Consider the following 24113-nt stretch of genomic DNA (forward strand, 5'->3'; position numbering starts at 1 on the left):
ACACATATTTCTTTCCTCTACCATTATAAACAAAAAATGCTCAAAACAGAAAAAATGAAATTTGGATTACATAAATTGAAAATCATGGTAATATATATAATGTTAATTTTGTATATTACTATATGTGTATAGGGGGAGAAATAGTTTGTCAGATTTACAGACGAAGTTAGGCAGTGGAATGAATAAGTTACAAGAAGGAATTGAGCAAGGGAAGATGAAGTTACAAGTTGCACAAGAGATCGCTCAACTGAAAAAAGAAATGCAAGTGCAAATGCAGAAAAAGGCAGAGGTTCTATTAGAGATTGGACAAAGAGTCTATGTTCAATTAAGAGGAAACGGAGTAGATGAAGCGAGCCTAAAAGAGATGATTGCTCCAGTTCAAGAATTTGATGTAGTTATTTATCAAGCAAGAAAACGCATTGTTGAACTGCAAAAGCAACAAGGCGAGAAAGCTACATGTGAATGTGGTGGACCTTTATCAATAAATGATAAGTTTTGTGGTTCGTGTGGGAAGCCGAATCCAATGTTAGCGATAGAAAATGAAGGTGAAACGACAAATTGTATTTCATGTAATGAACATATCGATCAAAACTCTACTTACTGTCCGGTTTGTGGAATTAAGCAAAGTGGGGAGTGAATTAGATGTATTGTCGCACATGTGGAAATCAACATGGTGAAGAGGTAAACTATTGCCCTAACGAAGGAAGTATGGAGATTGCAGGAGCTATAGATGCAGTAACGTTAGAACAAGATACTGCAAAATACTGCAAAGGTTGTGGCGGTGAAAATGCTCAGCAAAATTTATATTGCCAAAAGTGTGGGCATTCTTTATTTATTGTGAAGAAAAAAGAACAATCTATTAAATTGCCTACAATGGAAGGTACTCCTGAGGTTAAATTTACAGCAGATAAAGCCGTTTTAAAAACAGGTTTTATTGGTGGGGGTGTTGCAAGTATTCTCATGTTAATTGCTGGTTGGATTGGTAGTGTATTATTTGCTTCTATATTAAGTGAGATGTTTAGTAAATTTGCGAAAGAATTAGAAATGTTGCCAAGCTTTTATTCGAGTGCAACTTCTACGATGTTAAGTTACCATTTACTCGGTTTTACAGCTAGCGACGATAGTGGATTGATATTTTCTTTATCTTGGCATACTCCATTTACATTACTATTAATCATTCCATTTATGATTTTCGCTGGTACAGGAATTTGGTTAGGAAAGCAGCGTGTTGCAAAAACGATTAAGGATCAAATCTTTATAGCGGCAACAGTTGGTATTATTTACGGTGTCTTTTTATTCATTATAAGTTTTATAGCATCACAATCTTTCGCAATTCCATTCTCAGAAGCAGGTAAGATTACGGTTGGCTATTCAGCGATTAAGAGTTTATTGAGTGGTTTTGTATGTGGAACGTTATTTACTTTAGTAGGGTTTATTGCTCATACAAGCAAAAATAATATGGCAGCAGCATTTCAAGAGTTAATGCCATATGGAGCGTCTGTTTATTACGGTATTTCAGCCATGATAAAAGGACTTTTAATAACAGCAGTAGTGGTTTGTATTATGGCGTTAGTAAATAAGGAAGACAGTATTGAACCATTAAAAGAAATAACAACTTTAAAATCTGAAAGTGGATTATTAGCATTAGAGTTAACACCTCAATTATGGAGTATGGCTCATTTTGCTCCGTTAGAAGTATCAAGTCCAGCACTTAGTAAGGAGTTTACTGGAATTGGTAAGAAATCAAAATCATCTGAGAGCACATTATCATTTTCATTTATATCAGGCATCTCTGTAAATGGCGTAGTGGTTAGAGATATAATGATTTCAAAAGGAGCAAGTCAGGAAAGCCTTGCTGAATTTGATGAAGTGAATAACGTATTCCATTACGGTTTATTACTGCTTATTATTCCGTTGTTCCTTATGTTTAGAGCGGGAAGAAAATTAGCTGAATTATCGACTGCCAATATATATATTACATTAGCAGTATGCAGTGGTTCTTACACGATTATGATGATTGTAATGAATATGATTTCTAAGTTCCAAATAGATGTTTCAGGGACTGTAACAAGTTTGTTTGGAACAAGTGGAACGGTATTATCTATGCAAAATTCATTTGTATATTTAACTATGTGTAGTTTTATTGTGACATATGTAGCAGCATTTGTTGGAATGAAGTTAGCCAAAAAATAGGAGGAGAGCACATTGAAGTTTTGTGGAACATGTAAAAAGAACGTTGCAGACCATTTGAACTTTTGTCCTGAGTGTGGGAGTAAAGTGGAAGTAATCGTCGATAACACTGCCGCTTCATATACAGAAGTACAAAGCGAGACACGACCAGTGAAAAGTAAGAAAAATTTATTTTTAATTATTGGTTTCGCCATTATTATTATTTTATTATTTGGGGCATATAAATTTGGAGCATACAAGTTTTCAAAAGAAAAGCAAATAAATGTAATGATTGAAGCATTCCAAAAGAAAGATATTACTGCAATTGATGAGTTTGTGAAAGCAAATGATTCAAGCTTAAAGATTAAGACAGAGGATATTAAAGCGTACATGCGTTACTTAAAAGAGAACCCTTCTTACAATAAACAATTATTGTCTTATTTACAGAAAGAGACAGTAGATCAAAAGTTAACAGAGGATAAAAATTCGTTTAAAGATGGGGAAATTGTAGAAGAGGGAAAAGAGTGGTTCTTATATCCAAAGTATAAGTTTAGCATGAAATCTTATTATATGAGTGTTAGTACAACTGCAAAGAATGCGGAAATATATGTGAATGATAAAAAAGAAACAGAACTTTCTAATGATAAAACTTCGAAAGAGTTGGGGCCATACTTCCCAGGTACGTATGTTGTCAAGGCAACAGCGAAGACAGAACTTACTGAATTAGAAACAGAGAAAGAAGTAGATTTAGCAGATGAACAGAGCGAGAAAGTGAATGTAGATTTATCGCTTGAAGGAAAGTATGTAAGCATTTCTTCTGATGAAAATGATGCAACCGTATTTGTAAATGGTAAAAAACGTGGGAAATTAAGTTATGGTAATTATAAACTGGGTCCTGTATCCACAGATGAAACAGTAGAAGTACATTTAGAGAAAACTACTGATTTTGGTGTAATAAAATCTGAAAGTGTTAAAATTGGGGACCAAAGCACGTATTACTTAAAATTCCCGAAAGAAACATCAAGCTCAGCAGTGGGTGATTTTGTACGAAATCATATTTATGATAATGTACGTGCGATTTCATTAAATGATTTTAGTCTGATTGAAAATAATTATGATAAGAGCGGGAAATCGTATAAGGAAGACCGTGATTATATACAATATCTACATAAAAAAGGAATTACTGAAGATTTATTAACAATCGAAATTCGTAATGTAGAGCGTCAAAGTGATACGAAATATAAAGTAACGACATATGAAGAGTACCATATTCGTTACGGTGATGGATCTGTGAAGTTCAAAAGTTTTAATAATGACCATATCGTTACTGTTAATGGAAATGGAAAGGTATTGTACCATTCTCTTGGAGCGAATAATACGCTTAAGTCAGAGGAAGTATCTGGTCCGAACCGTTAATAAAAAGACTATCTCATCTAATTGAGATAGTCTTTTTTCAATTATGAGCGCGTTTCCTTTAATATCGCTTGTACATACGGATCATGTAATATTTGTTCTATAATGGGTAACATGTTTTGCTCAAATGGAATGTCGATAGGAAATGGCTTTTGTGAGCCTGGTTTAATTCCATATTGGGCAAGTTTGTAATGTGTATTTTCTTCAAAGCTGAGCACAATTAATTTATATCGATTGTCATCACCAGCGAGTGAAAAGTCAATGGAAGTAGCGTCGTATGTTACTTCATCTTTATATATATACGGTTTTGGTGTACCGATCCAGTCTACCTTTGCTTGTACATTCATGGGCATAGTCTCCTTTATAGCTATTATAAAAAAATAAAAGCCAGCTCTCAACAAAGAGAACTGGCTTTAGCAGTCATTGGTTATTTTAAAATTTTCACTTTAACAGTTTTGCGTCCCCATTTTTGAGCAGCGCTATCTGATCCAAGTAGGATGTCGATACGGTTACCTTTAATTGCACCACCAGTATCTCCAGCGATAGCTTCTCCGTAACCTTCTACCCATACTTTAGATCCTAATGGGATTACTTTCGGGTCAACAGCGATCATTTTCATGTTTGGGTTCGCTGTTAAGTCATGACCCATTGCAGTTAATACACGGCCACCGTATGTGCCACCGTTTTCGCTCGGGTGAGCTGTATATGCTGTAGCTACAACTGTTAACTCACGACCGTTAGAAGGTGCGCTAGTGTTAGCAGCTTTCACAGCAGGCTTAGCAGCTGGTTTTGCTTGAGCTGCAGGTGCTTTAGCTGGTGCTACAGTTTTAGCAGGAGCAGGTTGTTCTTGTTTCTCAATAACAGGTGCTGTACCTGTTAAGAAAGGAACGTGAACATAAGCTGTTTTCCCGTTATATTCGAATTGTAACCACTCATTTTGTACTTGGTTCGTTGTTTCAATCATATCGTCTTTCTTAAGCGTCCCAAGAATTTCTGAGTTTGTGTTCGCTTCAGCACGTACGTTTAATACGTTAGCTGTTACGTAGTAGATGCTTTTTGTGAACTCTGCACTTACGAATGCGTCTTTACCATCTAAAGTGATTTTTGACCATCCGTTCTCTGTATTTTGTACATCTATTTTATTACCGTTTAGTAATTTACCGACAACTTTTGATTCAGTAGTAGGGTTTTCGCGTACATTTAGTACGTCTGTTGTTACAACAGTTTCTGCATTAGCAGATGATGTGAAAATCCCAAGACCAAAAACTGCTGCTGTTGCTATTCCAATTAATTTTTTCATGATAGCCTCCATTGCGTTTGTTTTCGTGTCCTCATTATAGCAACAGATTTTTTCGGATTTCGGGAAAACACACAATTACAAACCATTCGTAATAAGTCGTTAACATCCTGTAATATAACAAAAAATGTAGGAAAGCGTTTTTCATTCTATATGATTAGTAGGTTTCTACTTATATTCAAAATATTTAATACAACATATTGTTTTCGGCGTAAATAAAAGTATTACAGTAGTGTTACATGATGTTTACTAAACGATTACATTCCTTGAGTATTTTACCGTTTTATGGGTAATATAGTTATATAAACATAAACATTTCGTTTGTGAAACTATAAACACGTGCTATATACTAGCAAAAAAACCGCATAATTGTTACAAAAAGAAAAGGTTGCAAGGAAGAAATTTGCCCTTTTTTACATCTGTAACACATCCTTTTTTGGGAAAACACATTCCCATCCGCACTTTTCTCGCACAATTTGACAGCAGTATTTCGATCTTATAGCTCTTGCAGAGTGAAAAGGTTATACGGAAGGTAAGGCTGTCCATAAGAATTCTAGTTGGTGAAGGTGAAAGTAAGAAAATCACCGTAAAATTATAGTTTTCTATCCGATTTTACATATCGGAATTTATGTTATTTACAAAAGTGAAACCTACGAAGGGGGATTTGATGAGGAAACTGACAAAAACATTCATCGTTTCATTAACATTATGTATTGCATTTACAATTTGGGGGATTATTCCCGAATCTATTATTGGAAAAGGTAGCTTAGGAAATGTAACAACCGCAATTCAAACTGCATTAGTTAGTAAGTTTGGCTGGTTCTATATTATTTCTGTTTCTATTATATTAGGCGTGTCTATCTTTTTAATTGTTTCGAAATACGGTTCTATTCGTTTAGGTAAAGATGATGACGAGCCTGATTATAGTTATATGACATGGTTTGCTATGTTATTTAGTGCTGGTATGGGTATTGGTTTAGTTTTCTGGGGCGTTGCCGAACCATTAAACCATTTATACGCACCTCCGTTTGGAGAAGGGGCAACTGAGGAAAGTGCGCGTCTTGCACTACGTTTTTCATTTTTCCATTGGGGATTACATCCGTGGGGACTGTATGCATTTGTAGCGCTTTGTATTGCTTACTTTACTTTTAGAAAAGGAAAAGCTAGTACGATTAGTGCGACAGTAGGACCGTTATTTAAAGGTGGGGACCATGGGCGTATTGCTCATTTATTTGATGTGTTAGCTGTTTTCGCAACTGTATTCGGTGTTGCGACATCTTTAGGTCTTGGTGCGAAACAAATAGCCGGTGGTGTTAGTTATTTAACATCTATCCCGAACTCATTAACGACTCAGCTAGTTATTATTGCAATCGTAACAGTATTATTTATGTTATCTGCGCAAACAGGTCTTGATAAAGGAATTAAATATTTAAGTAATACGAACATTATTTTTGCATTTGCACTTATGATCATTGTATTATTTGCGGGTCCAACAAACTTTATTATGAATTACTTCACGTCGACAATCGGTTCTTATATTCAGGAATTGCCAAGCATGAGCTTCCGTTTAAGTCCATTAGATGAAGGCGGAAATCAATGGATTCAATCGTGGACAATTTTCTACTGGGCATGGTGGATCGCATGGTCACCATTCGTAGGTACATTTATTGCTCGTGTTTCACGAGGGCGTACCATTCGTGAATTTGTTATCGGTGTGTTACTCGTACCGACAATAATTGGTGCCCTTTGGTTCTCTGTTTTCGGCGGTACTGGTATTCATATGGAGCTGTTCGGTGATGCACATATCTTTGAAAAAATTAAAGAGATGGGAACAGAAGTAGGATTGTTCGTTATGTTTGATCAAATGGGAAGCTTTGGATCAGCTTTATCTGTTCTAGCTATTCTTCTTATTTCTACATTCTTTATTACATCTGCAGACTCTGCGACATTTGTTTTAGGAATGTTAACGACACATGGTAGTTTAAATCCGCCAAACCGTATTAAAATGATTTGGGGTATCGTTCTAGCAGCGTTAGCTTCTATCTTATTATATGTAGGTGGATTAGAAGCCTTACAAACGGCAGCTATCATAGCGGCATTCCCATTCGTCTTTGTTATTTTCTTTATGATGGCAGCATTATTTAAAGAGTTACAAAAAGAAGGTCGTATGAAGCGTCATAAATAATAGAAGGAAAAAGAGCTGATTATGTATCAGCTCTTTTTTATATAGAAGGAACTTTAACCACAAGTCAGGGAAATAAAATACTTTACTCTATAAAGTAGTATGCCTTTTATATAAAGGAAAATCGATTCATTTCGACAATATTCGATGTCTTTCATATTCTATTCATATTTTTGACAAAAAATTGTCGGAAATGTGTTGTCACGTTTATGTATATGTGCTATATTATTTCCTGTAAGCGATTTCAAATAGTTTTAAAGCGCATTCAAGGGGGACATCAAGAATAATGAAACGTTACGAAAGAAAGTGGAAGCATATTTGTTTGAAACGTGTGGCACATCGTAGTGTCCAAGAAAGCACGGAACCTAAGACTGAAACGCGCAAAGAACAGCAAGAGAAGCAATTGGTTCTACAAAAATAGCAATCACTTTTTCGTATATAAATGAAGGTCGATCGTTCGTTGGGGGATGGACGTGAAATTACTTTCAGCTAAGGGGTATTGTCTGATATATAATTTATACGGCAATAAATAAGCACAGAGCATACGGCGCTCTGTGCTTATTTTTATTTGTCTTTTTTAAATCGAACTGTTTTATCCCAGCCAATGACTTGTTTCTTGCTCTTTGCACGTAAGTATAAAATTAAGCTACGAATGAATAAGTACGTAAAGAGCTGTGCGTACGTAAAGTACATGATCACACTAATAAAAATATTAGTTGGTGTAAAGGTTCGTTCCACACTCTGGGCACTAAATAATTGAGAAACATATGTAATATATGCGACATACCACATAAATAGTAGCGGAATGCTATATTGAATTTGGAATATCCCGAGTAACCCAATTACAAACCAAACGTTTGAAATGATTAAGAATAACCAAAATACAACATACACTAAAACTTGTTGTAAGGAATGAACGAGAAGTTTTCCTTTAAAGAAACTTAATGAAGAAAACATTTTTTCTAAAATGTACAAGTTCCCTTGGAGCCAACGTGTACGCTGCTTAATAAGGATTTTTAAATGCTCAGGTTCTTGTTCCCATGTAATCGATTCTGGAACGATTGGTAAGAGATAACCTTTTTGTGTAATTCGTAATGTTAATTCAGCGTCTTCTGCAATTGCATAAGGGTCATAGCCGCCAAGCTCTTCTAATGCAGAACGACGAAGAAGCATGTTTGTTCCTGTTAGTGAACCTGTTTGGAAGAGTAACCAGCGTCCGGATTGCATAAGGAGCTGGAAGATTTGAAATTCTAATGAAATCATTCGTGTTAGCCAGTTTCTGTTTTCGTTTACAGTACGAACGTGACCAACAGCTCCAACAGCATCCTCGGTTGTTTCAGCGTGTTCTACAAGCATTCGCAGTGCATGTGGTTCAGGCTGATTATCAGCATCATACACACAGAAGTATTCGCCATCTGAAATACTAAGACCATAGTTTAATACACGTGATTTCCCTTTTGGTTTACCAGGCGGAACACGAATGTGACGAATGTGAGCATAAGCTTTGTCAAAATCGTCACCAATTTCAGGTGTTTCATCTTGTGAGTTATCGTTTAATAAATAAACAGTTAGTTTACCTGGATATTCAATCTTCGCCATCGCCTCTAAAGTATCTTTAATAACGACCCCTTCATTGTGGGCAGGTATTAAAATGTCGACGCTTGGATAATGTTCTAGCGTACGATCTTTGCGTTTACTATTTCGGTGAACTAAACCTGCGAGTGTTAAGAATGAATAGTAAACGAGTAAGCCAGAGAATAGAAAGGCTGTAAAAATAAGTACATACTTAATCGAAAATGTGATGCTAATCCAAAACACGAGTACACAAAATAGAAGGAATAAAAGAAGTATAACGAGTGTCATCATAATAACGTCTGTCCTTTGTTTCCAATTTGCTCGCGTGAAATTTTTATATCTTGGATTGCTTCAGCAGCAAGCCATTGCTCCATTTTTGGTTTTAGGCGGTTCATTACAATGTCAGCACCGGCTTCATTTGTATTTTGTAATAAAATAACGAGCGTATTATTATCGTATTCAGCAGCAAGGTCAAAGTCATTCCTTATCGTTTCAACTAATAATGAAGCCACGCGGTCCATAACACTTTCCTTCGTATATTTACTAAAGGAAGTGAAGTCGAAGTGAATCATAACGCCTGTTTCATTACGACGATTCATTGCATTTATTAATAATGCTTGTCGTCTTTCAAATTCTTGTCTTGTTAATAATTTTGATTCGCCAATGTATTGTTCTAATGTTCTCACACGTTCGATTAATTCTTTATTTTCATGAATAACCTTCTTTAATAAATGTGTTGAGATATATACAATGAAGAAGTTTGCTGCCATTAGGAAGTGGGTAATAATGTATTCCCATTGTTCTGATGTACTCCATAAGTAAAGCCACGCTTGGTAGAACAGGTAGAATACCGAAATAGTGGTTCCTAATATAAAGAAAACAAATGCAGTTTTATCAGGCAATAATAGAAATAGTACATTAACAATTACATATATAATTGTAAAAATGAGAGCATGCTCATATTGTGTTACATGTACAGTTGTAAAATAAAATAAAATTTGTAAAATCCACATAGAGAGGACTTTATAGAAGTTATCTTTCACAAAACTTTCCTCCTTAAAGGTAATTCATGCAAGGATACTTGTAGTATGCGCAATTATTAAGAAATAGACCATTTAGCTAAATTCTTTTGAAGTGAGTAACATACATTAGTATCCTTTTTATAAAAAAATAAACAGAACCACTAATTATTGTATCATAATGTAATTATATTTAGACATAGGATATTTCGCATATAAATAAAAGATACCATACAATAAAAACCCTCCTCTTTAGAAAGAGGAGGGTTTGCATAAATTTATAGGAACATCATACCTGCAACTGCTGCATTTAAGAAGTTCGCTAATGTACCAGCGATAACTGCTTTAATCCCTAATTGTGCAATTTGTTTACGGCGAGTAGGAGCTAATGTTCCTGTTACACCTAACTGAATTGCGATAGAAGAGAAGTTTGCGAATCCACAGATTGCGAATGTTAAAATTAAGTTTGTTTTGTCAGAGAACTCTGCCATGTGTGGTCCTAAGTTTGCGTATGCAACGAATTCGTTGATTGCAAGTTTTTGACCGATAAAGCTTGCTGCTTGTATAGCTTCACCAGGAGAAACCCCGATTAAGATTGCAAATGGTGATAGTAAGTAACCGAAGATTAAATCAAGGCTAAGTTTAATATCGAACCAAGAACCAACCCATCCTAATAATCCATTTAGTAGAGCGATTAATGCGATGAAAGCCATTAACATTGCTGCTACGTTAATAACAAGTTGCATACCTTCAGATGCACCACGTGCCGCTGCGTCAATAACGTTTGCATCTTCACGTTCTGTAGAAAGTTCAACGTTATTATCTACTTTTTCTGTTTCTGGCATAATTAGTTTCGCAATTAATAGACTTGATGGAGCTGCCATAATTGCTGCTGCTAATAAGTGTTCTAGCGGAATACCCATTGCTGCATAGCCGACAAGGACTGATCCGGCAACTGCTGTCATACCGCTTACCATAATAGTGAAGAATTCACTATTTGTTAAACGTGCTAAGTAAGGTTTAATTAAGATTGGAGCTTCAGTTTGTCCTAAAAATACGGTTGTTACTGAGTTTAAACTTTCTGCTTTAGAAGTTCCAAGAAGTTTGCTTAATGCGCCACCAACGACACTAACAAATCTTTGCATAATACCGAAATGATATAAGATTGCTACTAATGAACTAATAAATACAATTGGAAGTAGTGCTTGAATGAAGAAAACAAATCCCCAAGGGCCTTTTGCGTTGACTAAATCCCCAGCAACGAACTTAATTCCCTCGTAAGAAAAATTAATTAATCCTTGAACGCCATCTGCAGCGTATTTTAAACCTGCTTTTCCGGCATCCCAGCGTAATACGATAAATGAAAATGACATTTGTAATGCTAGCGCGATTAAAATTGTGCGCCAATTAATAGCTTTGCGGTTGGAAGATAATAAGAAAGCGATTGCTAATACTCCAATCACGCCGCCAATTCCCCATAAAAGATTCATGCAGTGTATGCTCCTTCCTCATAGTAAAAAAAGTGTATAAACCAGTTGTCTATACTTTTGCGAATATAACATCTTAAGTAACTTATCATAATGGACATCAGAGGTCAAACGTCTAACGAAAAGTTTAAATAAAAAGAAAATTCTTTAAAAAAACACATATAAAATGAATGGACATGAAATATGTTATGTTTTTTAGGTGAAAATATACATTATGATAACGTTATGGGTCATTATTGTAGAATATAGTGTATAAAATAGGGAAATGGATACATTATTTTTTCAGGGAAATAGGTTATACACATTAAAAAGAGCCTTCTAGTAATCTAGAAGGCTCTAAAAATATAACTTAAGGTGCTTTTGTGTATCCTAAGAAATGACTCTTCCAATAAGAGTTACTTAATGAAGCGATTGCTACACCTTTATCTCCAGCTTGGATAAATGATCCGCCCCCAAGATAAATACCCATATGAGAAGGACCCGATTTATAAGTATTTTGGAAATAAATTAAGTCGCCTGGTTGTGGATTTGAAGTTTGTGGTAGGCTACCCCAATATCCCGCAACACTTTGACGGCTAATGTTATGACCAAATTTCTTAAATACGTGGTAAATGTAGCCACTACAGTCAACACCGTTAGCAGAAGTGCCGCCCCAAACGTACGGTACACCTTGCATTGATTTTGCATATGCAAGGATGGAAGAACTGTCACCGCTATTATTACCTGTATTATTGTTGTTATTATTTTGGTTGTTGTTAGGCTTATTATCTACTGCGCCACCAACTGGTGTTTTAGAAAGGTAACGTGTTCCAATGTAACCATTTTGGCCGTTGTAGTTAATTTTACTCCATCCAGAGTTTTCAGAGATTACTTGAACCTTCTGTCCTTGTGGAAGTGCGCCTATGATTCTATAATTTGTACCTTCGCCGCTACGCACGTTTAATGCAGAAGCATTAATGTAGTAGTCACCAATTGCCCCTTGATTAGGTTGTTCAGGTTGTTTTGGTTGCTCAGGAGTAGTAGTAGTACCACCTTTAACGAATTTCATGAATTCGCTACTAACGTAGCCTGTTTTTCCTTGATAGTTAACTTTAAACCAGCTACCTTCAGATCCAATTACGTTTAATGTCGTACCATTTAATACGCCACCAATTACGCTATGGTAAGTAGCAGGGCCAGTACGAACGCGTAGAGATGTTGCGTTAACAACGTAAGTACCACCAGTTTGAACAGTTACATTATTGTTTTGATTATTATTTTGGTTGTTTCCTTGTGTAACGTTATCGCTAGAACCGCCTTTAGTTACGTAGTCTTTGCTTACGTAAGCAGTTTGGCCTGCATAATTGATTTTGAACCAATCTTGAACTTCGCCAACAACTTGTACAACTTGTCCTTTTGTAACAGAACCTACAGTTGTGTGAGAAGTGCTAGGACCTGTACGAACACGAAGGGAAGATACATTTACTGTATAGTTTCCGCTTGCTGGTTTTACAGATTCTTGGTTGTTATTATTCGTATTGTTGTTTGAAGAACCTGCATTAGAAGAAACGCCAGATACGAATTCGCCACTTACATAACCAATTTGTCCATTATGATTGATTTTCACCCAACCATTTTCTTGGCCAATTACGTTTAATGTTTGTCCTTCATATACACGTCCTGAAACAGAACTAGAAGTGTTCGGAGCTGTACGTACACGTAATACATCAGCAGTAACTGTATTCTTTCCACCTGTTGTACTTACATTAGAATTGCTCGCTCCATTTTTTGATACAAATTCGCCGCTAACAAAGCCGGTTTGTCCATTAATGTTAATTTTGAACCAACCATTTTCTTCGCCAATCACGTTTAGTGATTGACCGTTATAAACGCGAGAGATGATGTCGTGAGAAGTGCTTGATCCTGCACGAACATGTAATACGCTAGCGTTTACCGTATAAGATGAGCTGTTTGATGCAGAAGCTTGGACAGTTGTAGCAGCTTTTTGTGTATTTTGTTCCGGGGCAGCTTGAACACTATCAAGTGTAGGTGCTGCTCCTCCTGCTACAGACACTGCCGCAAGACCGGCAAGGTATTTTTTCATAATTTGTCGATTCCTTTCTGTCTGTAATGTAGTGAAGAAATATTTACCAACTGTTAAAAATTCTAAAGAGCATGTCGATTACTGTCAAGACTTATGCGGTAATCTGAATATGACAAAAAGATTACAAAAAAAAATCAAGGCATAAATCTATACCTTGATTTCCATTTAAATACATATATTGAATGTAGAAAGGATAGAAATTATACGTGTTTAAGAAGATGACATATTGGATTGTAACAAGCTTTGAGAAAATGACCTTTGCAGCATTTTTGTAATAGGTCCAACTTGGCCATCTTGAATTGCGGTTCCATCAAGATGAGTCATCGGCAAAATTTCAATCGTTGTTCCTGTAAAGAAACATTCATCCGCTTGATAAACATCACGAATACTGAAAAGTTCTTCTTGTACTGGAATACGAAGGGTTTTCGCTAAAGAAAGGACATATTGACGAATAATACCATTTAAAATAAGGTGATTAGCTGGATGTGTGTAAAGAGTTCCGTTTTTGATTAGAAAGAAGTTCGAACAGCTTCCCTCTGTTACAGTACCATTTCGTACGAAAAGAGCCTCTTTACAACCTTTGCGTTCCGCTTTCGTAGCAGCTAATACATTGGGTAATAAATTTAACGATTTAATATCACAGCGTAGCCAGCGCGTATCCGGTTCCGATATAGCACGTACACCATATTCAATCCATAACGCGGGTCTTTCTTTTTTTGTAATATAGGCGTAGATTGTCGGAGGGACGTCATATGAGAATGTATGGGTACGAGCTTGTACACCACGAGATACTTGTAAATAAATCGTTCCATCTTCGTGGAAATTATTATTTTCGATTAGTTTATAAAGTAGGATAATCAGTTCTGCTTTTGAGAAAGGAAGTGATAATTCTATTTCTTCCATAGAGCGGTATAATCTTGTGATATGCGGATCTAATAAGTGAAAGTTTCCTTTATATAGGCGAATAACCTCGTAGACACCATCTCCAAACTGCAATCCTCTTTCTTCAAGTTCTATGCACGTTTTTTGTTTCGTTGTATCAATAACTGCATCATTCCAAAGTACAAATCTTTCATATGCCAATTTTCGTCCCATCCTTTCGTAAGTGCATAAGTAAAGTGAAACTTTCATTCGGAATAAAAATCACTATAGTAATTTTTATGTGAGTACTTCTTTACATATGACGTATATGTATTTGTAAATGGTAGAGAAGTAGTGGTGATTTACTGCATTTTGTATATACAAATTCGAAAATAAGAAATAAGAATCCTGCTTTTAGATAAAAAAAAGCAACATTCTTATGGAATGCTGCACAAGGAGGGTAGCTATCTTTCATAGGGACATCGTCTTATTGAATGCTTTGTGTATGGAAACAAAACATATTGAAAGACAATTATAAGAAAGTAGAAATAAACGATTCATATATTTCTTTAAGGGATCTTATTAAAGATGAGAGATAAGAAATATATAGAACCGCGCTTACATATTTTATTATAGAGATGTTTCATTAATCTTATGTGAATATTTGGTAAAGGTTATGTAATGTTAAAGTTAATGAATATAAGTGATTGTATGGAGAAATATAAAAAAAGAGGCTGAGGTTACTCAGCGCTCTTCTTTTCTTCTTTAATAGCTGTCTTTACTTCACCAGTTTTGGTCTTGTTACTTTCAGAGAAGCGAAGTAAGTCACCTTCAATGATTTTGTCAGACATGTTCAATTCATTTTGAGCACGATCAATGAGTGGTTGAGACTCTTCTTTTGGTAATTGTACAACTTCGCCAGTAGCGCGGTCGTAGAATGTACTGTTCGTGTACATGTACTTATCTGTAACGAAGCTACCGTCACGAAGAACAACGAATCCTTTATTATCAGGTGAGAATACATCGTGACCAAATTGAATTTGATTCGTAGAATCTACACCAAGTAAGTTTAGAATTGTTGGTTTAATGTCAATTTCACCAGTTGGTTTTGAAATTGTTTTACCTTCTTTTTGACCTGGAACGTGAATAAACATCGGTGTTTTTTGTAAGTTCATATGGTCAAATGCAGTGATTTCTTCTTTTCCTAAGAACTGTGCCATTGCACGATTATGATTTTCAGAAATACCATAGTGATCACCGTAGAATACGATAACTGAGTTGTCGTAAATGCCTTCTGCTTTTAGACGCTCAATAAAGTGTTTCATTGCTTCGTCTAAATAACGTGCAGTTACCATGTAACGGTCAAATACGCCATCACCAGAATTGTATTCATCGATTAATTTCGTGTTTTCATCATAAGTGAATGGGTAATGGTTTGTTAAAGTAAGGAAGCGAGTATAGAACGGTTGCTTCACTTCTTTTAACATATCAATAGATTGATCGAAGTATTCGATATCTTTTAATCCCCAATTTAATTTCGTTTCTGGCGTAATCTTATAGTCAAGCTCGTTGTAGTAACGATCATAACCAAGTGCCGGATACATAATGTTACGGTTCCAGAATGTTGCGTTGTTCGCGTGGAATACTGATGTGTGGTATCCTTGCTCACGTAAAATTTCTGGAGTTGCTGTATATTCGTTATTACCGTGTGTGAAGAATACAGCACCACGGTCTAGTGGATACATTGAAGTATCTACTAAGAATTCAGCATCAGATGTTTTTCCTTGCCCAGTTTGATGGAAAAAGTTATCAAAGTAATAACTTTCTTTCGTAAATTGGTTTAAGAACGGTGTAACTTCTTGTCCGTTAACTGTTGCACCAATTAAGAATGTTTGTAATGACTCAAGAGAGACAACAATGACGTTTTTCCCTTTTGCAGTACCAAACATATTTGGATCTGGTTTGCTTTGTGTTGTTTTTACGTAATTTTCTGTTTCCTGTAATTTACTACCATCTGCAAAGGCTTTTTGTGAACTTGATTTTGCTTGTAAGCCAAGATCATACACTTGGTGTACATATAAACCTAAGTTTTTAACAAGCATAACGCGGTCGAATGAACGTGTTAATAGTTCAGGACGCTCAGCTTCTGCCAGTCCTAAGTTTGCGAAGAAAATAGCAATTGTTGACACGAAGTATAGGGAACGCATTGGGCGTGCTACACGTTCTGTCGGTGCAAAGTTTTTCATCTTCTTCAATAAAATGAAGAAGACAATAATATCAGCAAATGCAAGGATGATTTTGTAGTTAAATAATTCTTTGACACTAGAACCTAAACTTCCAAAGTTAGATGTTTGTCCTAGTACAGGTAAAGTAACGAAGTCATTGTAGAATCCGTAGAACATTACGTTACCAACAAGAATGATTGTTAAAACAAAATTAATTCCAAGTGCTATATAGTTACGTTTTTTCCCTTTTGCAAATAATGCAAGACCAACAAGCAGTAATGATGCTGCTAATGGGCTAAGGAATAAAATGAATTCTTGCATGAAAGATTCAAGTTTTAAATCAAAGCTTGTGCGAGTAATAAGATATGTCTTTAACCATACGGCTAAAGCTACGAATACAGTGAAACGCACATTTTGAAATTGTGATTTCAAGGTTTCTTTCATTCATTTCCACCCTTTCTCTATCAGGCTTGGTCGATTTTGGAGCGAAAAATGCTAAAATAAAAAATACATAGTTTTCTTGGCCATAATTAGAGGTTCTATATTCACCCATATACGACTATAACTATGCATACCCTTTTAGTTTCTTGTGTTGCTCATAAGCATAACGTCATTTCTGTATTATACAACAAAATTCATTTCTGAGAAACACTATAACATTTTACATTTTTTGTATAAGATTTGTCACTACCAGAGAAAACTTTAACATTGGTTTATATGTCCGTCAACTAGAAAATATAACAAAGGTAGAGCAGAATGTTAAGTGAAAGTGAAAATTTTCTTGTTGAGAAATAAGAAATGACAATGGGTAAGTGGTTATCTAGAAACCTATTATATGAAGGGAATTGTGTGAAAATTAACGAACACTTGTTCTTTTTTCGTTAGTTTGTTACAATGAAAGTTCATTGATAGATTATGTGTAATTTTGATGAACTTTTACTGATAACATATTGTAGCTTATTTCTTTTAAAAAATAGGGAGGCTTTTACATGGAACAAAAATTTTCAGTTGAAGCGTTTTGGAAGAAAGTAAAACATGTTGCAAAGCAAGCAGGGCAGTCGGTCATTTATGCAAGTTTATTATTGTTTTACGTTTTGCAGAAACCAGATGTTCCAAAACGAGTGAAAATTATTGTAATTGGAGCACTTGCTTATTTTATTGCACCGATTGATGCGATTCCAGATTTCGTTGCTGGAATTGGTTATACGGATGATTTAGGGGCATTAATGGCTGCACTATTACAAGCGTCGTTATACGTCAATGGTGATGTGAAAGATAAGGCACGAGTAAAGTTGGCAGAATGGTTTGGTTCGGATATAGACACATCCTTTATCGATCAGAAATTAGATCAATAGGTGAGAACTGTCATATAGTGACAGGGCGAACGTAAGCGAGGAAGTGCATTATGCCATCAGGAAGAACGCATACGAAAATAAACTTAATATCCCTTCCGGTTGTTTTGTTTATGCTCTTTTCGTATGGATTAACAAATTTTGATTTTTTATTAACTTTTGCAATTGGCTTTTTAGTAGGTACTACATTTTTAACGCCCGATTTAGATACGTATAGTAATGCGTATAATAAATGGGGATTCCTGCGTATATTTTGGTATCCGTATAAGAAGGTCATGCCGCATCGTTCCTTCTTTACACATACAATTATACTTGGTGATGCGATTCGTATTGCATACATGTTAATTGTGTTTTCTCCGTTTTTATTCCTATTAAATATAATCGCGCTTGACGGGAATTTAATAGAAATTGCGAAGAAGCATGAAGTTGAAATTGTAACGTTTGTAATGGGAATTGTTGTCGCAAGCACGCTTCACATTATAGCGGATAAAGTGAACACGCGACGTAAGAAAATGATGAGAAAAAAGAAGAAGCGTAGAAGATAAAAAAACGTCCCAAAAGGTATTTTGGGACGTTTTTTCTTATTAAAAGGTTTTTTCCTTTGCCATTATACGTGCTGTTTTAATCAAACGTTTGTTTAAACTTAAGATTTCAGTATTTTAATACCTTTGACGATGTTCCAAATGAAGTAGTATAAGCTAATAATGCCGCAAATACATAAGACAATCATTGCTCCAATACCAAGTGTTACGTCTGGTTGATTCGATCCAATCCCCATAATTCCTAGAATAATAAATCCAATGAATGACGCGATGCTTGGAATGATGTGTGTCCATAGAGCGCGTTTTGCGTGTGGTTTCGTTTCGGAATCGCCCACAATCCACACAATGATTGGGAATAAGATAGGGGCAAATAATACGCTAAAGTATGATAAAGCTGCTAATATTTTGTTTCCATTCATATATATCACCTCATAAATAATGTCCGTTGTTATACTTTTATTATGCAGGAAATGTGTCGAGCTTCCTATCGATGAACATTACAAGAACGTGACGCTTTTGTAAGATTTCTAGATTAAAAATGAAATTTTCAAAAAAATATTCCGTAATGGAAATTGTTGTGATAGAATTAATGAAAACGTTTTCTTAAACGTTTTTTATTTTAGACTTAAAGGTATGATGACCTGATAGTCTATTGATGAGGTTATTCTATTTAAAAGGGGATTCTTTAGGGGGAGAGAACAATGAACACATGGACACAAGTTTATGATCCGTTCGGAAACATTTGGATTTCGGCAGCGGTCGCACTTATTCCGATTATCTTTTTTTTCTTAGCTTTAGCAGTTTTCCGCATGAAGGGGTATGTGGCAGGGTTTATTACAGTTGTACTTACAATTTTAGTGGCGTTATTCGCTTATAAGATGCCGTTCACAATGGCGATGGCAGCGACCGGATATGGTTTTTTATACGGGCTATGGCCAATTGCTTGGATTATCATTATGTCGGTATTTTTATATAAAATCTCTGTGAAAACAGGTCAATTTGATGTCATTCGTGCATCTGTATTATCCATTACGAATGATCATCGTTTACTCGTTATTTTAATCGGTTTTTCATTCGGAGCATTTTTAGAAGGAGCAGCAGGATTTGGTGCACCAGTAGCGATTACAGCAGCGCTTCTTGCAGGTCTTGGGTTAAATCCTTTATATGCGGCTGGTCTTTGTTTAATCGCAAATACGGCGCCGGTAGCGTTCGGAGCGATGGGGATTCCCATTACAGTTGCTGGACAAGTAACAGGTATTGATCCACATAAAATTGGACAAATGGCTGGACATCAATTACCGTTCTTATCATTATTTGTTCCATTCTTTATCGTATTTTTAATGGATGGGTTTAAAGGGGTAAGACAAACATGGCCTGCTCTATTTGTAGCGGGTAGCTCATTTGCAATTACGCAGTTCATTACAGCGACATTCTTAGGACCAGAACTTCCGGATATTACGTCAGCGCTTGTAAGTTTAGTGAGTTTATCGCTATTCTTAAAAGTTTGGCAGCCGAAAGAAATTTATCAGTCTAAACAAGCAAACAGTGAAGTAGCTGCGACAACGACAGCAACATCTATGCCGAAACTAACGGTAGGAAAAGTCGTAAAAGCATGGTCTCCATTCATTATTTTAACTGTGATGGTAGTCATTTGGAGCCAAAGCTTCTTTAAGGCGTTATTTGCTCCAGGTGGCGCACTAGAGAGCCTCGTGTTTAAGTTTGAAATTCCCGGCTTACACAATTTGGTGATGAAAGCAGAGCCAATTGTAAATAAACCGACGCCTTACGAGGCAATTTTGAAATTGGATGTATTATCAGCAACAGGAACAGCAATCTTAATTGCTTGTATCATTTCTATCTTTATTTTGAAAATGAGTGCAAAAGATGCAGTAGCGACATTTAAAGAAACGTTAAATGAACTTAAAATGCCAATTCTATCGATCGGATTCGTACTAGGATTCGCATTTATCGCAAACTATTCGGGCTTATCTTCTACATTAGCGTTAGCACTTGCAGGAACTGGCGGACTATTCCCGTTCTTCTCACCATTCCTGGGCTGGATTGGGGTATTCTTAACAGGGTCTGATACGTCAGCGAATGCACTGTTCTCGAATTTACAAGCGATTACAGCACAGCAAGTCGGTGTATCTGAAGTGCTTCTTGTTGCAGCAAATACAACGGGCGGTGTAACAGGAAAAATGATTTCTCCGCAATCGATTGCGATTGCTTGTGCGGCAGTTGGACTTGCTGGAAAAGAATCTGATTTATTCCGCTTTACGGTGAAGCATAGTTTATTCTTCGTAATTATTGTTGGTATTATGACGTATGTACAGGCATATTATTTAACGTGGATGATTCCATAAATAACAAAAGAAATAAACTTTGCATTTTTCAGATTATCGTGTATGATGGGAAAGTATTGAAAATTAAATCAGTGATAAACTAGGGGTGCCTAACGTATGCGTAGGCTGAGAGAGAAGCGCGTGAACTTCTTAACCCTTTGGACCTGATCTGGCTCGTACCAGCGTAGGGAAGTTAACGGCTTTACATAATGATGTCTTTATGAGCCAGGTCCTTATTTTTTTATGGACCTGGCTCTTTTTATTTTGGCATACGCTGGCCATATCTTGTCCTTGTCACGTGCAGGGGGGCAACAAAGGTTATGAAACAATCTGTTTCAGCTGAGCAAATTGAATTGAAATCGAGTTTACCAGGAAGTAAGAAAGTGTATGTGGATGGACCACGCGCTGGTATGAAAGTACCGATGCGTGAGATTGAACAAAGTGAAACGAACGGCGTTCCGAATCCTCCAATTCGAGTATATGATACGAGCGGTCCTTATACAGATCCTGCGTATAAGGTGGAGTTGGAAAAGGGGATCCCAACGCCGCGCCACTCTTGGATTATGGAGCGCGAGGATGTAGAAGCATACGAAGGGCGCGAAGTGAAACCAGAGGATGACGGTGTGAAGGTGGCTTCAAAACATACACCTGTTTTTCCGCAAATGGATCGCCAGCCGCTTAGAGCGAAGGAAGGGGCCAACGTTACACAAATGCATTATGCGCGTAATGGCATCATTACATCTGAGATGGAATATGTTGCGATTCGCGAAGGAGTAGAGCCTGAGTTTGTTCGCAAGGAAATCGCGGAAGGCCGTGCTATTTTACCAGCGAATATTAACCATCCGGAAGCAGAGCCGATGATTATCGGACGTAATTTCCACGTGAAGGTTAATGCAAATATTGGAAACTCCGCTGTATCTTCTTCTATCGCAGAAGAAGTAGAAAAGATGACGTGGGCAACGCGCTGGGGTGCAGATACGATTATGGATTTATCTACAGGTAAAAATATTCATACGACGCGTGAGTGGATTATTCGTAACGCGCCTGTACCAGTCGGAACTGTACCGATTTATCAAGCGCTGGAGAAAGTAAATGGAATTGCAGAAGATTTAACGTGGGAAGTGTATCGTGATACGTTAATTGAGCAAGCGGAGCAAGGCGTTGATTACTTTACAATTCACGCTGGTGTATTACTTCGCTACATTCCGATTACTGCAAAGCGTACGACAGGTATCGTTTCGCGCGGTGGTTCGATTATGGCACAGTGGTGTTTATTCCATCATAAAGAAAACTTCCTGTATACTCATTTTGAAGAAATTTGTGAAATTATGAAGCAGTACGATGTTTCGTTCTCTCTTGGAGATGGACTACGTCCAGGTTCGATTGCAGATGCAAATGATGAAGCACAATTCTCTGAGCTTGAAACACTTGGTGAATTAACAAAGATTGCTTGGAAACATGATGTGCAAGTGATGATTGAAGGACCTGGGCATGTACCGATGCATTTGATTAAAGAGAATATGGAGAAAGAACTTGATATTTGTCAGGGGGCGCCATTCTATACACTTGGGCCGTTAACGACAGATATTGCACCAGGTTATGACCATATTACCTCAGCAATTGGAGCTGCTATGATTGGTTGGTTTGGGACGGCGATGCTTTGTTATGTAACGCCGAAAGAACATTTAGGTTTGCCGAATAAAGATGATGTTCGCGAGGGTGTTATTACGTACAAAATCGCTGCACATGCGGCTGATCTGGCGAAAGGGCACAAAACGGCTCATCAGCGTGATGATGCACTTTCAAAAGCTCGCTTTGAATTCCGTTGGCGCGATCAATTTAATTTATCTTTAGATCCTGAACGTGCGATGGAATATCACGATGAAACATTGCCAGCAGAAGGCGCGAAAACGGCTCATTTCTGCTCAATGTGTGGACCGAAGTTTTGTAGTATGAGAATTTCACATGATATTCGTGAATACGCAAAAGAAAATGATTTAGAAACGACAGAAGCAATTGAAAAAGGAATGAAAGAGAAAGCGAAAGAATTTAAAGACACTGGTAGTCATTTATACCAATAATACGTTACACCTCTTTACTTGATTGATCACACTGTAGTACCTAACTTAAATATAGAAGAAGCCCGATTTGCTAAGACGGTAGCAAATCGGGCTTCTGTCGTTTATAAGGCGAAGAAGAGGTGTACCCAGTAGTATAAGAGGAATAATGTGACGACTGTTGTGAGAGGAATAACGATAAGGGATACACTTAAATAGTCTTTCCACTTTATTTTAATTTTGTTTTGTTTCAGGATATACATCCAAATGAGGGAAGCTAGCGTACCGATTGGTAATAATAGTGAACCGATGTCACTACCAATAATGTTTGCGAGATAGATAGTTTTTAATGTGACTGGGTCTAGTCCCATTTCGGTTAATGTGATTGTCCCAATCATAAGTGCAGGATGGTTGTTGAAGACGTTAGAGAGGAGGGAGACGAGTCCACCCATTGCAAAGCTAGCATAGAGTAGATGTTGACTTACCAATGGCTCAAGCCAATTTACAAGCGCTGCTGTTAATCCTGCGTTGTGGAGCCCGTAAATAATGACATACATAGAGAAAGCGAAAATTAAAATGTGCCAAGGTGTCTTTTTCAAAATATCGACTGGGTTTGTTCGTAAGTAGTACCATCTCCAGATGAGAAGAACGAGTGAACCGAGTACAGCAACAATTTCAATTGGAATTGATAAGAAGGATGCAACGAATAGAAGGCAGCGCATAAGGAAGACGAAGCCTAATACTTTTAACATGAATTTTGTACGTTTTTGTTTCGTATCAACTGAATTTTTTCCTTTTAACGGATGGAAGTTTTTCGTGAAGAAAATTTCTTCGATATCATATGAAGAAACAGGTAATCTTTCTGGTAGCTTTTTCTTTAACACTGTATACATAAGCCATGACATAAACAATAGTCCTAATGTTGCAGGTACAAACATCATAGCTGTGTGCATATAAAGAGTCATATTCACAATATTTAATGCGATTAAGTTTACGATATTACTTACACCAATTGGTGCACTAGAAGCAGTAGCGATTAAGGCACCGCTTAATAAATAAGGAATTTGTTGATGCGGTTTTAATTGAAGGTTTTTTAGAAGAAGAATTAAAATTGGAGTTGTAATTAAAATACTACCGTCGTTATTAAATAAAAGAGTCATAAGAAAACATAATAACTGAATATACCAGTATAAACGGCGACCAGAGCCTTTTGCTAAGTTTGCAAGTTTCGCCGCGGACCAGTGGAAGAAACCGAAGCTTTCTAATATAACTGCCATAACGATGGTCGCTAATATTGTTATAGAGGCACCGCCAATTTTACTAATAATATCCATGACGTCTGGTTTTGATACAAGTCCAGTAATCAAGATAATGCCAGCGCCAATTGCTGCTGGCCATGCCTCATTTAAACCACGAGGTCGCCAAAAGATAACAATCATCGTAAAGAAGAATACAATAATAGTAATCCATATTTCAATGCTCATATTTAACCTACCTTTCTACTTTACC

Annotated in this window: 18 protein-coding genes and 1 riboswitch; of the genes, 8 read left to right on the top strand and 10 right to left on the bottom strand. The window is 36.6% G+C overall.

What is annotated here, in order from left to right; all coding sequences use genetic code 11:
- The first annotated feature begins 145 nt into the window (after positions 1–145).
- From AC3WTI_RS20055 to AC3WTI_RS20065, 3 genes are read left to right on the top strand one after another with little or no spacing between them, the layout of a single operon-like run.
- Positions 146–637, top strand: a complete 492-nt coding sequence (locus AC3WTI_RS20055; protein WP_097840479.1) for a zinc ribbon domain-containing protein — start codon at positions 146–148, stop codon at positions 635–637.
- 5 nt (positions 638–642) lie between these two features.
- Positions 643–2193 (top strand): hypothetical protein, encoded by a 1551-nt coding sequence (locus AC3WTI_RS20060; RefSeq protein ID WP_087959227.1) that lies wholly within the window; start codon positions 643–645, stop codon positions 2191–2193.
- A 12-nt stretch (positions 2194–2205) separates the two neighbouring features.
- On the top strand, positions 2206–3585 hold the full coding sequence (locus AC3WTI_RS20065; protein WP_087959228.1) for a zinc ribbon domain-containing protein: 1380 nt from the start codon (positions 2206–2208) through the stop codon (positions 3583–3585).
- Positions 3586–3626: 41 nt separating this feature from the next.
- Here AC3WTI_RS20065 and AC3WTI_RS20070 read toward each other — a convergent pair whose 3' ends face one another.
- Entirely contained in the window at positions 3627–3929 is a 303-nt protein-coding gene (locus tag AC3WTI_RS20070; protein WP_253621679.1) for a DUF3910 family protein, read from the bottom strand.
- Between the two features lie 80 nt (positions 3930–4009).
- Positions 4010–4882, bottom strand: a complete 873-nt coding sequence (locus tag AC3WTI_RS20075; protein WP_087959231.1) for a cell wall-binding protein EntA — start codon at positions 4880–4882, stop codon at positions 4010–4012.
- Between the two features lie 664 nt (positions 4883–5546).
- Here AC3WTI_RS20075 and opuD point away from each other — a divergent pair.
- Positions 5547–7064: a glycine betaine transporter OpuD gene (gene opuD, locus AC3WTI_RS20080; RefSeq protein WP_087959234.1), complete on the top strand. Its 1518-nt coding sequence runs from the start codon at positions 5547–5549 to the stop codon at positions 7062–7064.
- 561 nt (positions 7065–7625) lie between these two features.
- Here opuD and AC3WTI_RS20085 read toward each other — a convergent pair.
- The 6 genes from AC3WTI_RS20085 to AC3WTI_RS20110 all read right to left on the bottom strand — a co-directional run bounded on the left by AC3WTI_RS20085 (position 7626) and on the right by AC3WTI_RS20110 (position 16755).
- Positions 7626–8927 (bottom strand): glycosyltransferase family 2 protein, encoded by a 1302-nt coding sequence (locus AC3WTI_RS20085; protein WP_253621678.1) that lies wholly within the window; start codon positions 8925–8927, stop codon positions 7626–7628.
- A complete protein-coding gene (locus AC3WTI_RS20090) occupies positions 8924–9679 on the bottom strand; it encodes a nucleotidyl cyclase domain-containing protein (RefSeq protein WP_087959237.1) in 756 nt (251 codons plus the stop codon). Before AC3WTI_RS20090 ends, AC3WTI_RS20085 begins: the two co-directional genes overlap by 4 nt.
- A gap of 254 nt (positions 9680–9933) precedes the next feature.
- Positions 9934–11145, bottom strand: a complete 1212-nt coding sequence (locus AC3WTI_RS20095) for a NupC/NupG family nucleoside CNT transporter (protein WP_063221834.1) — start codon at positions 11143–11145, stop codon at positions 9934–9936.
- A 346-nt stretch (positions 11146–11491) separates the two neighbouring features.
- Positions 11492–13225 (bottom strand): C40 family peptidase, encoded by a 1734-nt coding sequence (locus tag AC3WTI_RS20100; RefSeq protein WP_087959238.1) that lies wholly within the window; start codon positions 13223–13225, stop codon positions 11492–11494.
- A 210-nt stretch (positions 13226–13435) separates the two neighbouring features.
- Entirely contained in the window at positions 13436–14320 is an 885-nt protein-coding gene (locus tag AC3WTI_RS20105) for a D-amino-acid transaminase (RefSeq protein ID WP_087959240.1), read from the bottom strand.
- A gap of 506 nt (positions 14321–14826) precedes the next feature.
- Complete coding sequence (locus AC3WTI_RS20110; protein WP_087959243.1) at positions 14827–16755, bottom strand: LTA synthase family protein; 1929 nt, start codon at positions 16753–16755, stop codon at positions 14827–14829.
- A gap of 545 nt (positions 16756–17300) precedes the next feature.
- Here AC3WTI_RS20110 and AC3WTI_RS20115 point away from each other — a divergent pair.
- On the top strand, positions 17301–17666 hold the full coding sequence (locus tag AC3WTI_RS20115; protein ID WP_087959246.1) for a YkvA family protein: 366 nt from the start codon (positions 17301–17303) through the stop codon (positions 17664–17666).
- A 50-nt stretch (positions 17667–17716) separates the two neighbouring features.
- Positions 17717–18208: a metal-binding protein gene (locus AC3WTI_RS20120; protein ID WP_087959247.1), complete on the top strand. Its 492-nt coding sequence runs from the start codon at positions 17717–17719 to the stop codon at positions 18206–18208.
- Positions 18209–18306: 98 nt separating this feature from the next.
- On the opposite strand, the gene AC3WTI_RS20125 is transcribed toward AC3WTI_RS20120, so the two are convergent.
- Complete coding sequence (locus AC3WTI_RS20125; protein ID WP_087959249.1) at positions 18307–18624, bottom strand: magnetosome magnetite crystal formation protein family; 318 nt, start codon at positions 18622–18624, stop codon at positions 18307–18309.
- 282 nt (positions 18625–18906) lie between these two features.
- On the opposite strand from AC3WTI_RS20125, the gene lldP reads away from it, so the two are divergent.
- Together lldP and thiC are read left to right on the top strand one after the other, a co-directional pair.
- Positions 18907–20568 carry an L-lactate permease gene (gene lldP, locus AC3WTI_RS20130; RefSeq protein WP_098904181.1) on the top strand — a complete coding sequence of 554 codons (1662 nt, stop codon included), beginning with the start codon at positions 18907–18909 and terminating at the stop codon, positions 20566–20568.
- A 71-nt stretch (positions 20569–20639) separates the two neighbouring features.
- A riboswitch (TPP riboswitch) is annotated at positions 20640–20755 on the top strand.
- Positions 20756–20867: 112 nt separating this feature from the next.
- The gene (gene thiC / locus AC3WTI_RS20135) at positions 20868–22628 is read left to right on the top strand and encodes a phosphomethylpyrimidine synthase ThiC (protein WP_087959252.1); all 1761 of its coding nucleotides are present in this window, start codon (positions 20868–20870) and stop codon (positions 22626–22628) included.
- A gap of 101 nt (positions 22629–22729) precedes the next feature.
- Here the strand turns inward: thiC and AC3WTI_RS20140 are convergent, their stop codons facing one another.
- Complete coding sequence (locus tag AC3WTI_RS20140) at positions 22730–24088, bottom strand: arsenic transporter (RefSeq protein ID WP_087959254.1); 1359 nt, start codon at positions 24086–24088, stop codon at positions 22730–22732.
- Positions 24089–24113: the final 25 nt, after the last annotated feature.

It is taken from the genome of Bacillus sp. EB106-02-03-XG38 (assembly GCF_058792175.1).

Excerpts from the sequence above, each read along its gene's own strand:
- AC3WTI_RS20115 (WP_087959246.1), top strand. The coding sequence starts at position 17,301 with ATGGAACAAAAATTTTCAGTTGAAGCGTTTTGGAAGAAAGTAAAACAT.
- AC3WTI_RS20120 (WP_087959247.1), top strand. The coding sequence starts at position 17,717 with ATGCCATCAGGAAGAACGCATACGAAAATAAACTTAATATCCCTTCCG.
- lldP (WP_098904181.1), top strand. The coding sequence starts at position 18,907 with ATGAACACATGGACACAAGTTTATGATCCGTTCGGAAACATTTGGATT.
- thiC (WP_087959252.1), top strand. The coding sequence starts at position 20,868 with ATGAAACAATCTGTTTCAGCTGAGCAAATTGAATTGAAATCGAGTTTA.
- AC3WTI_RS20140 (WP_087959254.1), bottom strand. The coding sequence starts at position 24,088 with ATGAGCATTGAAATATGGATTACTATTATTGTATTCTTCTTTACGATG.
- AC3WTI_RS20110 (WP_087959243.1), bottom strand. The coding sequence starts at position 16,755 with ATGAAAGAAACCTTGAAATCACAATTTCAAAATGTGCGTTTCACTGTA.
- AC3WTI_RS20085 (WP_253621678.1), bottom strand. The coding sequence starts at position 8,927 with ATGATGACACTCGTTATACTTCTTTTATTCCTTCTATTTTGTGTACTC.
- AC3WTI_RS20100 (WP_087959238.1), bottom strand. The coding sequence starts at position 13,225 with ATGAAAAAATACCTTGCCGGTCTTGCGGCAGTGTCTGTAGCAGGAGGA.
- AC3WTI_RS20060 (WP_087959227.1), top strand. The coding sequence starts at position 643 with ATGTATTGTCGCACATGTGGAAATCAACATGGTGAAGAGGTAAACTAT.
- AC3WTI_RS20095 (WP_063221834.1), bottom strand. The coding sequence starts at position 11,145 with ATGAATCTTTTATGGGGAATTGGCGGCGTGATTGGAGTATTAGCAATC.
- AC3WTI_RS20125 (WP_087959249.1), bottom strand. The coding sequence starts at position 18,624 with ATGAATGGAAACAAAATATTAGCAGCTTTATCATACTTTAGCGTATTA.
- AC3WTI_RS20075 (WP_087959231.1), bottom strand. The coding sequence starts at position 4,882 with ATGAAAAAATTAATTGGAATAGCAACAGCAGCAGTTTTTGGTCTTGGG.
- opuD (WP_087959234.1), top strand. The coding sequence starts at position 5,547 with ATGAGGAAACTGACAAAAACATTCATCGTTTCATTAACATTATGTATT.
- AC3WTI_RS20105 (WP_087959240.1), bottom strand. The coding sequence starts at position 14,320 with ATGGGACGAAAATTGGCATATGAAAGATTTGTACTTTGGAATGATGCA.
- AC3WTI_RS20070 (WP_253621679.1), bottom strand. The coding sequence starts at position 3,929 with ATGAATGTACAAGCAAAGGTAGACTGGATCGGTACACCAAAACCGTAT.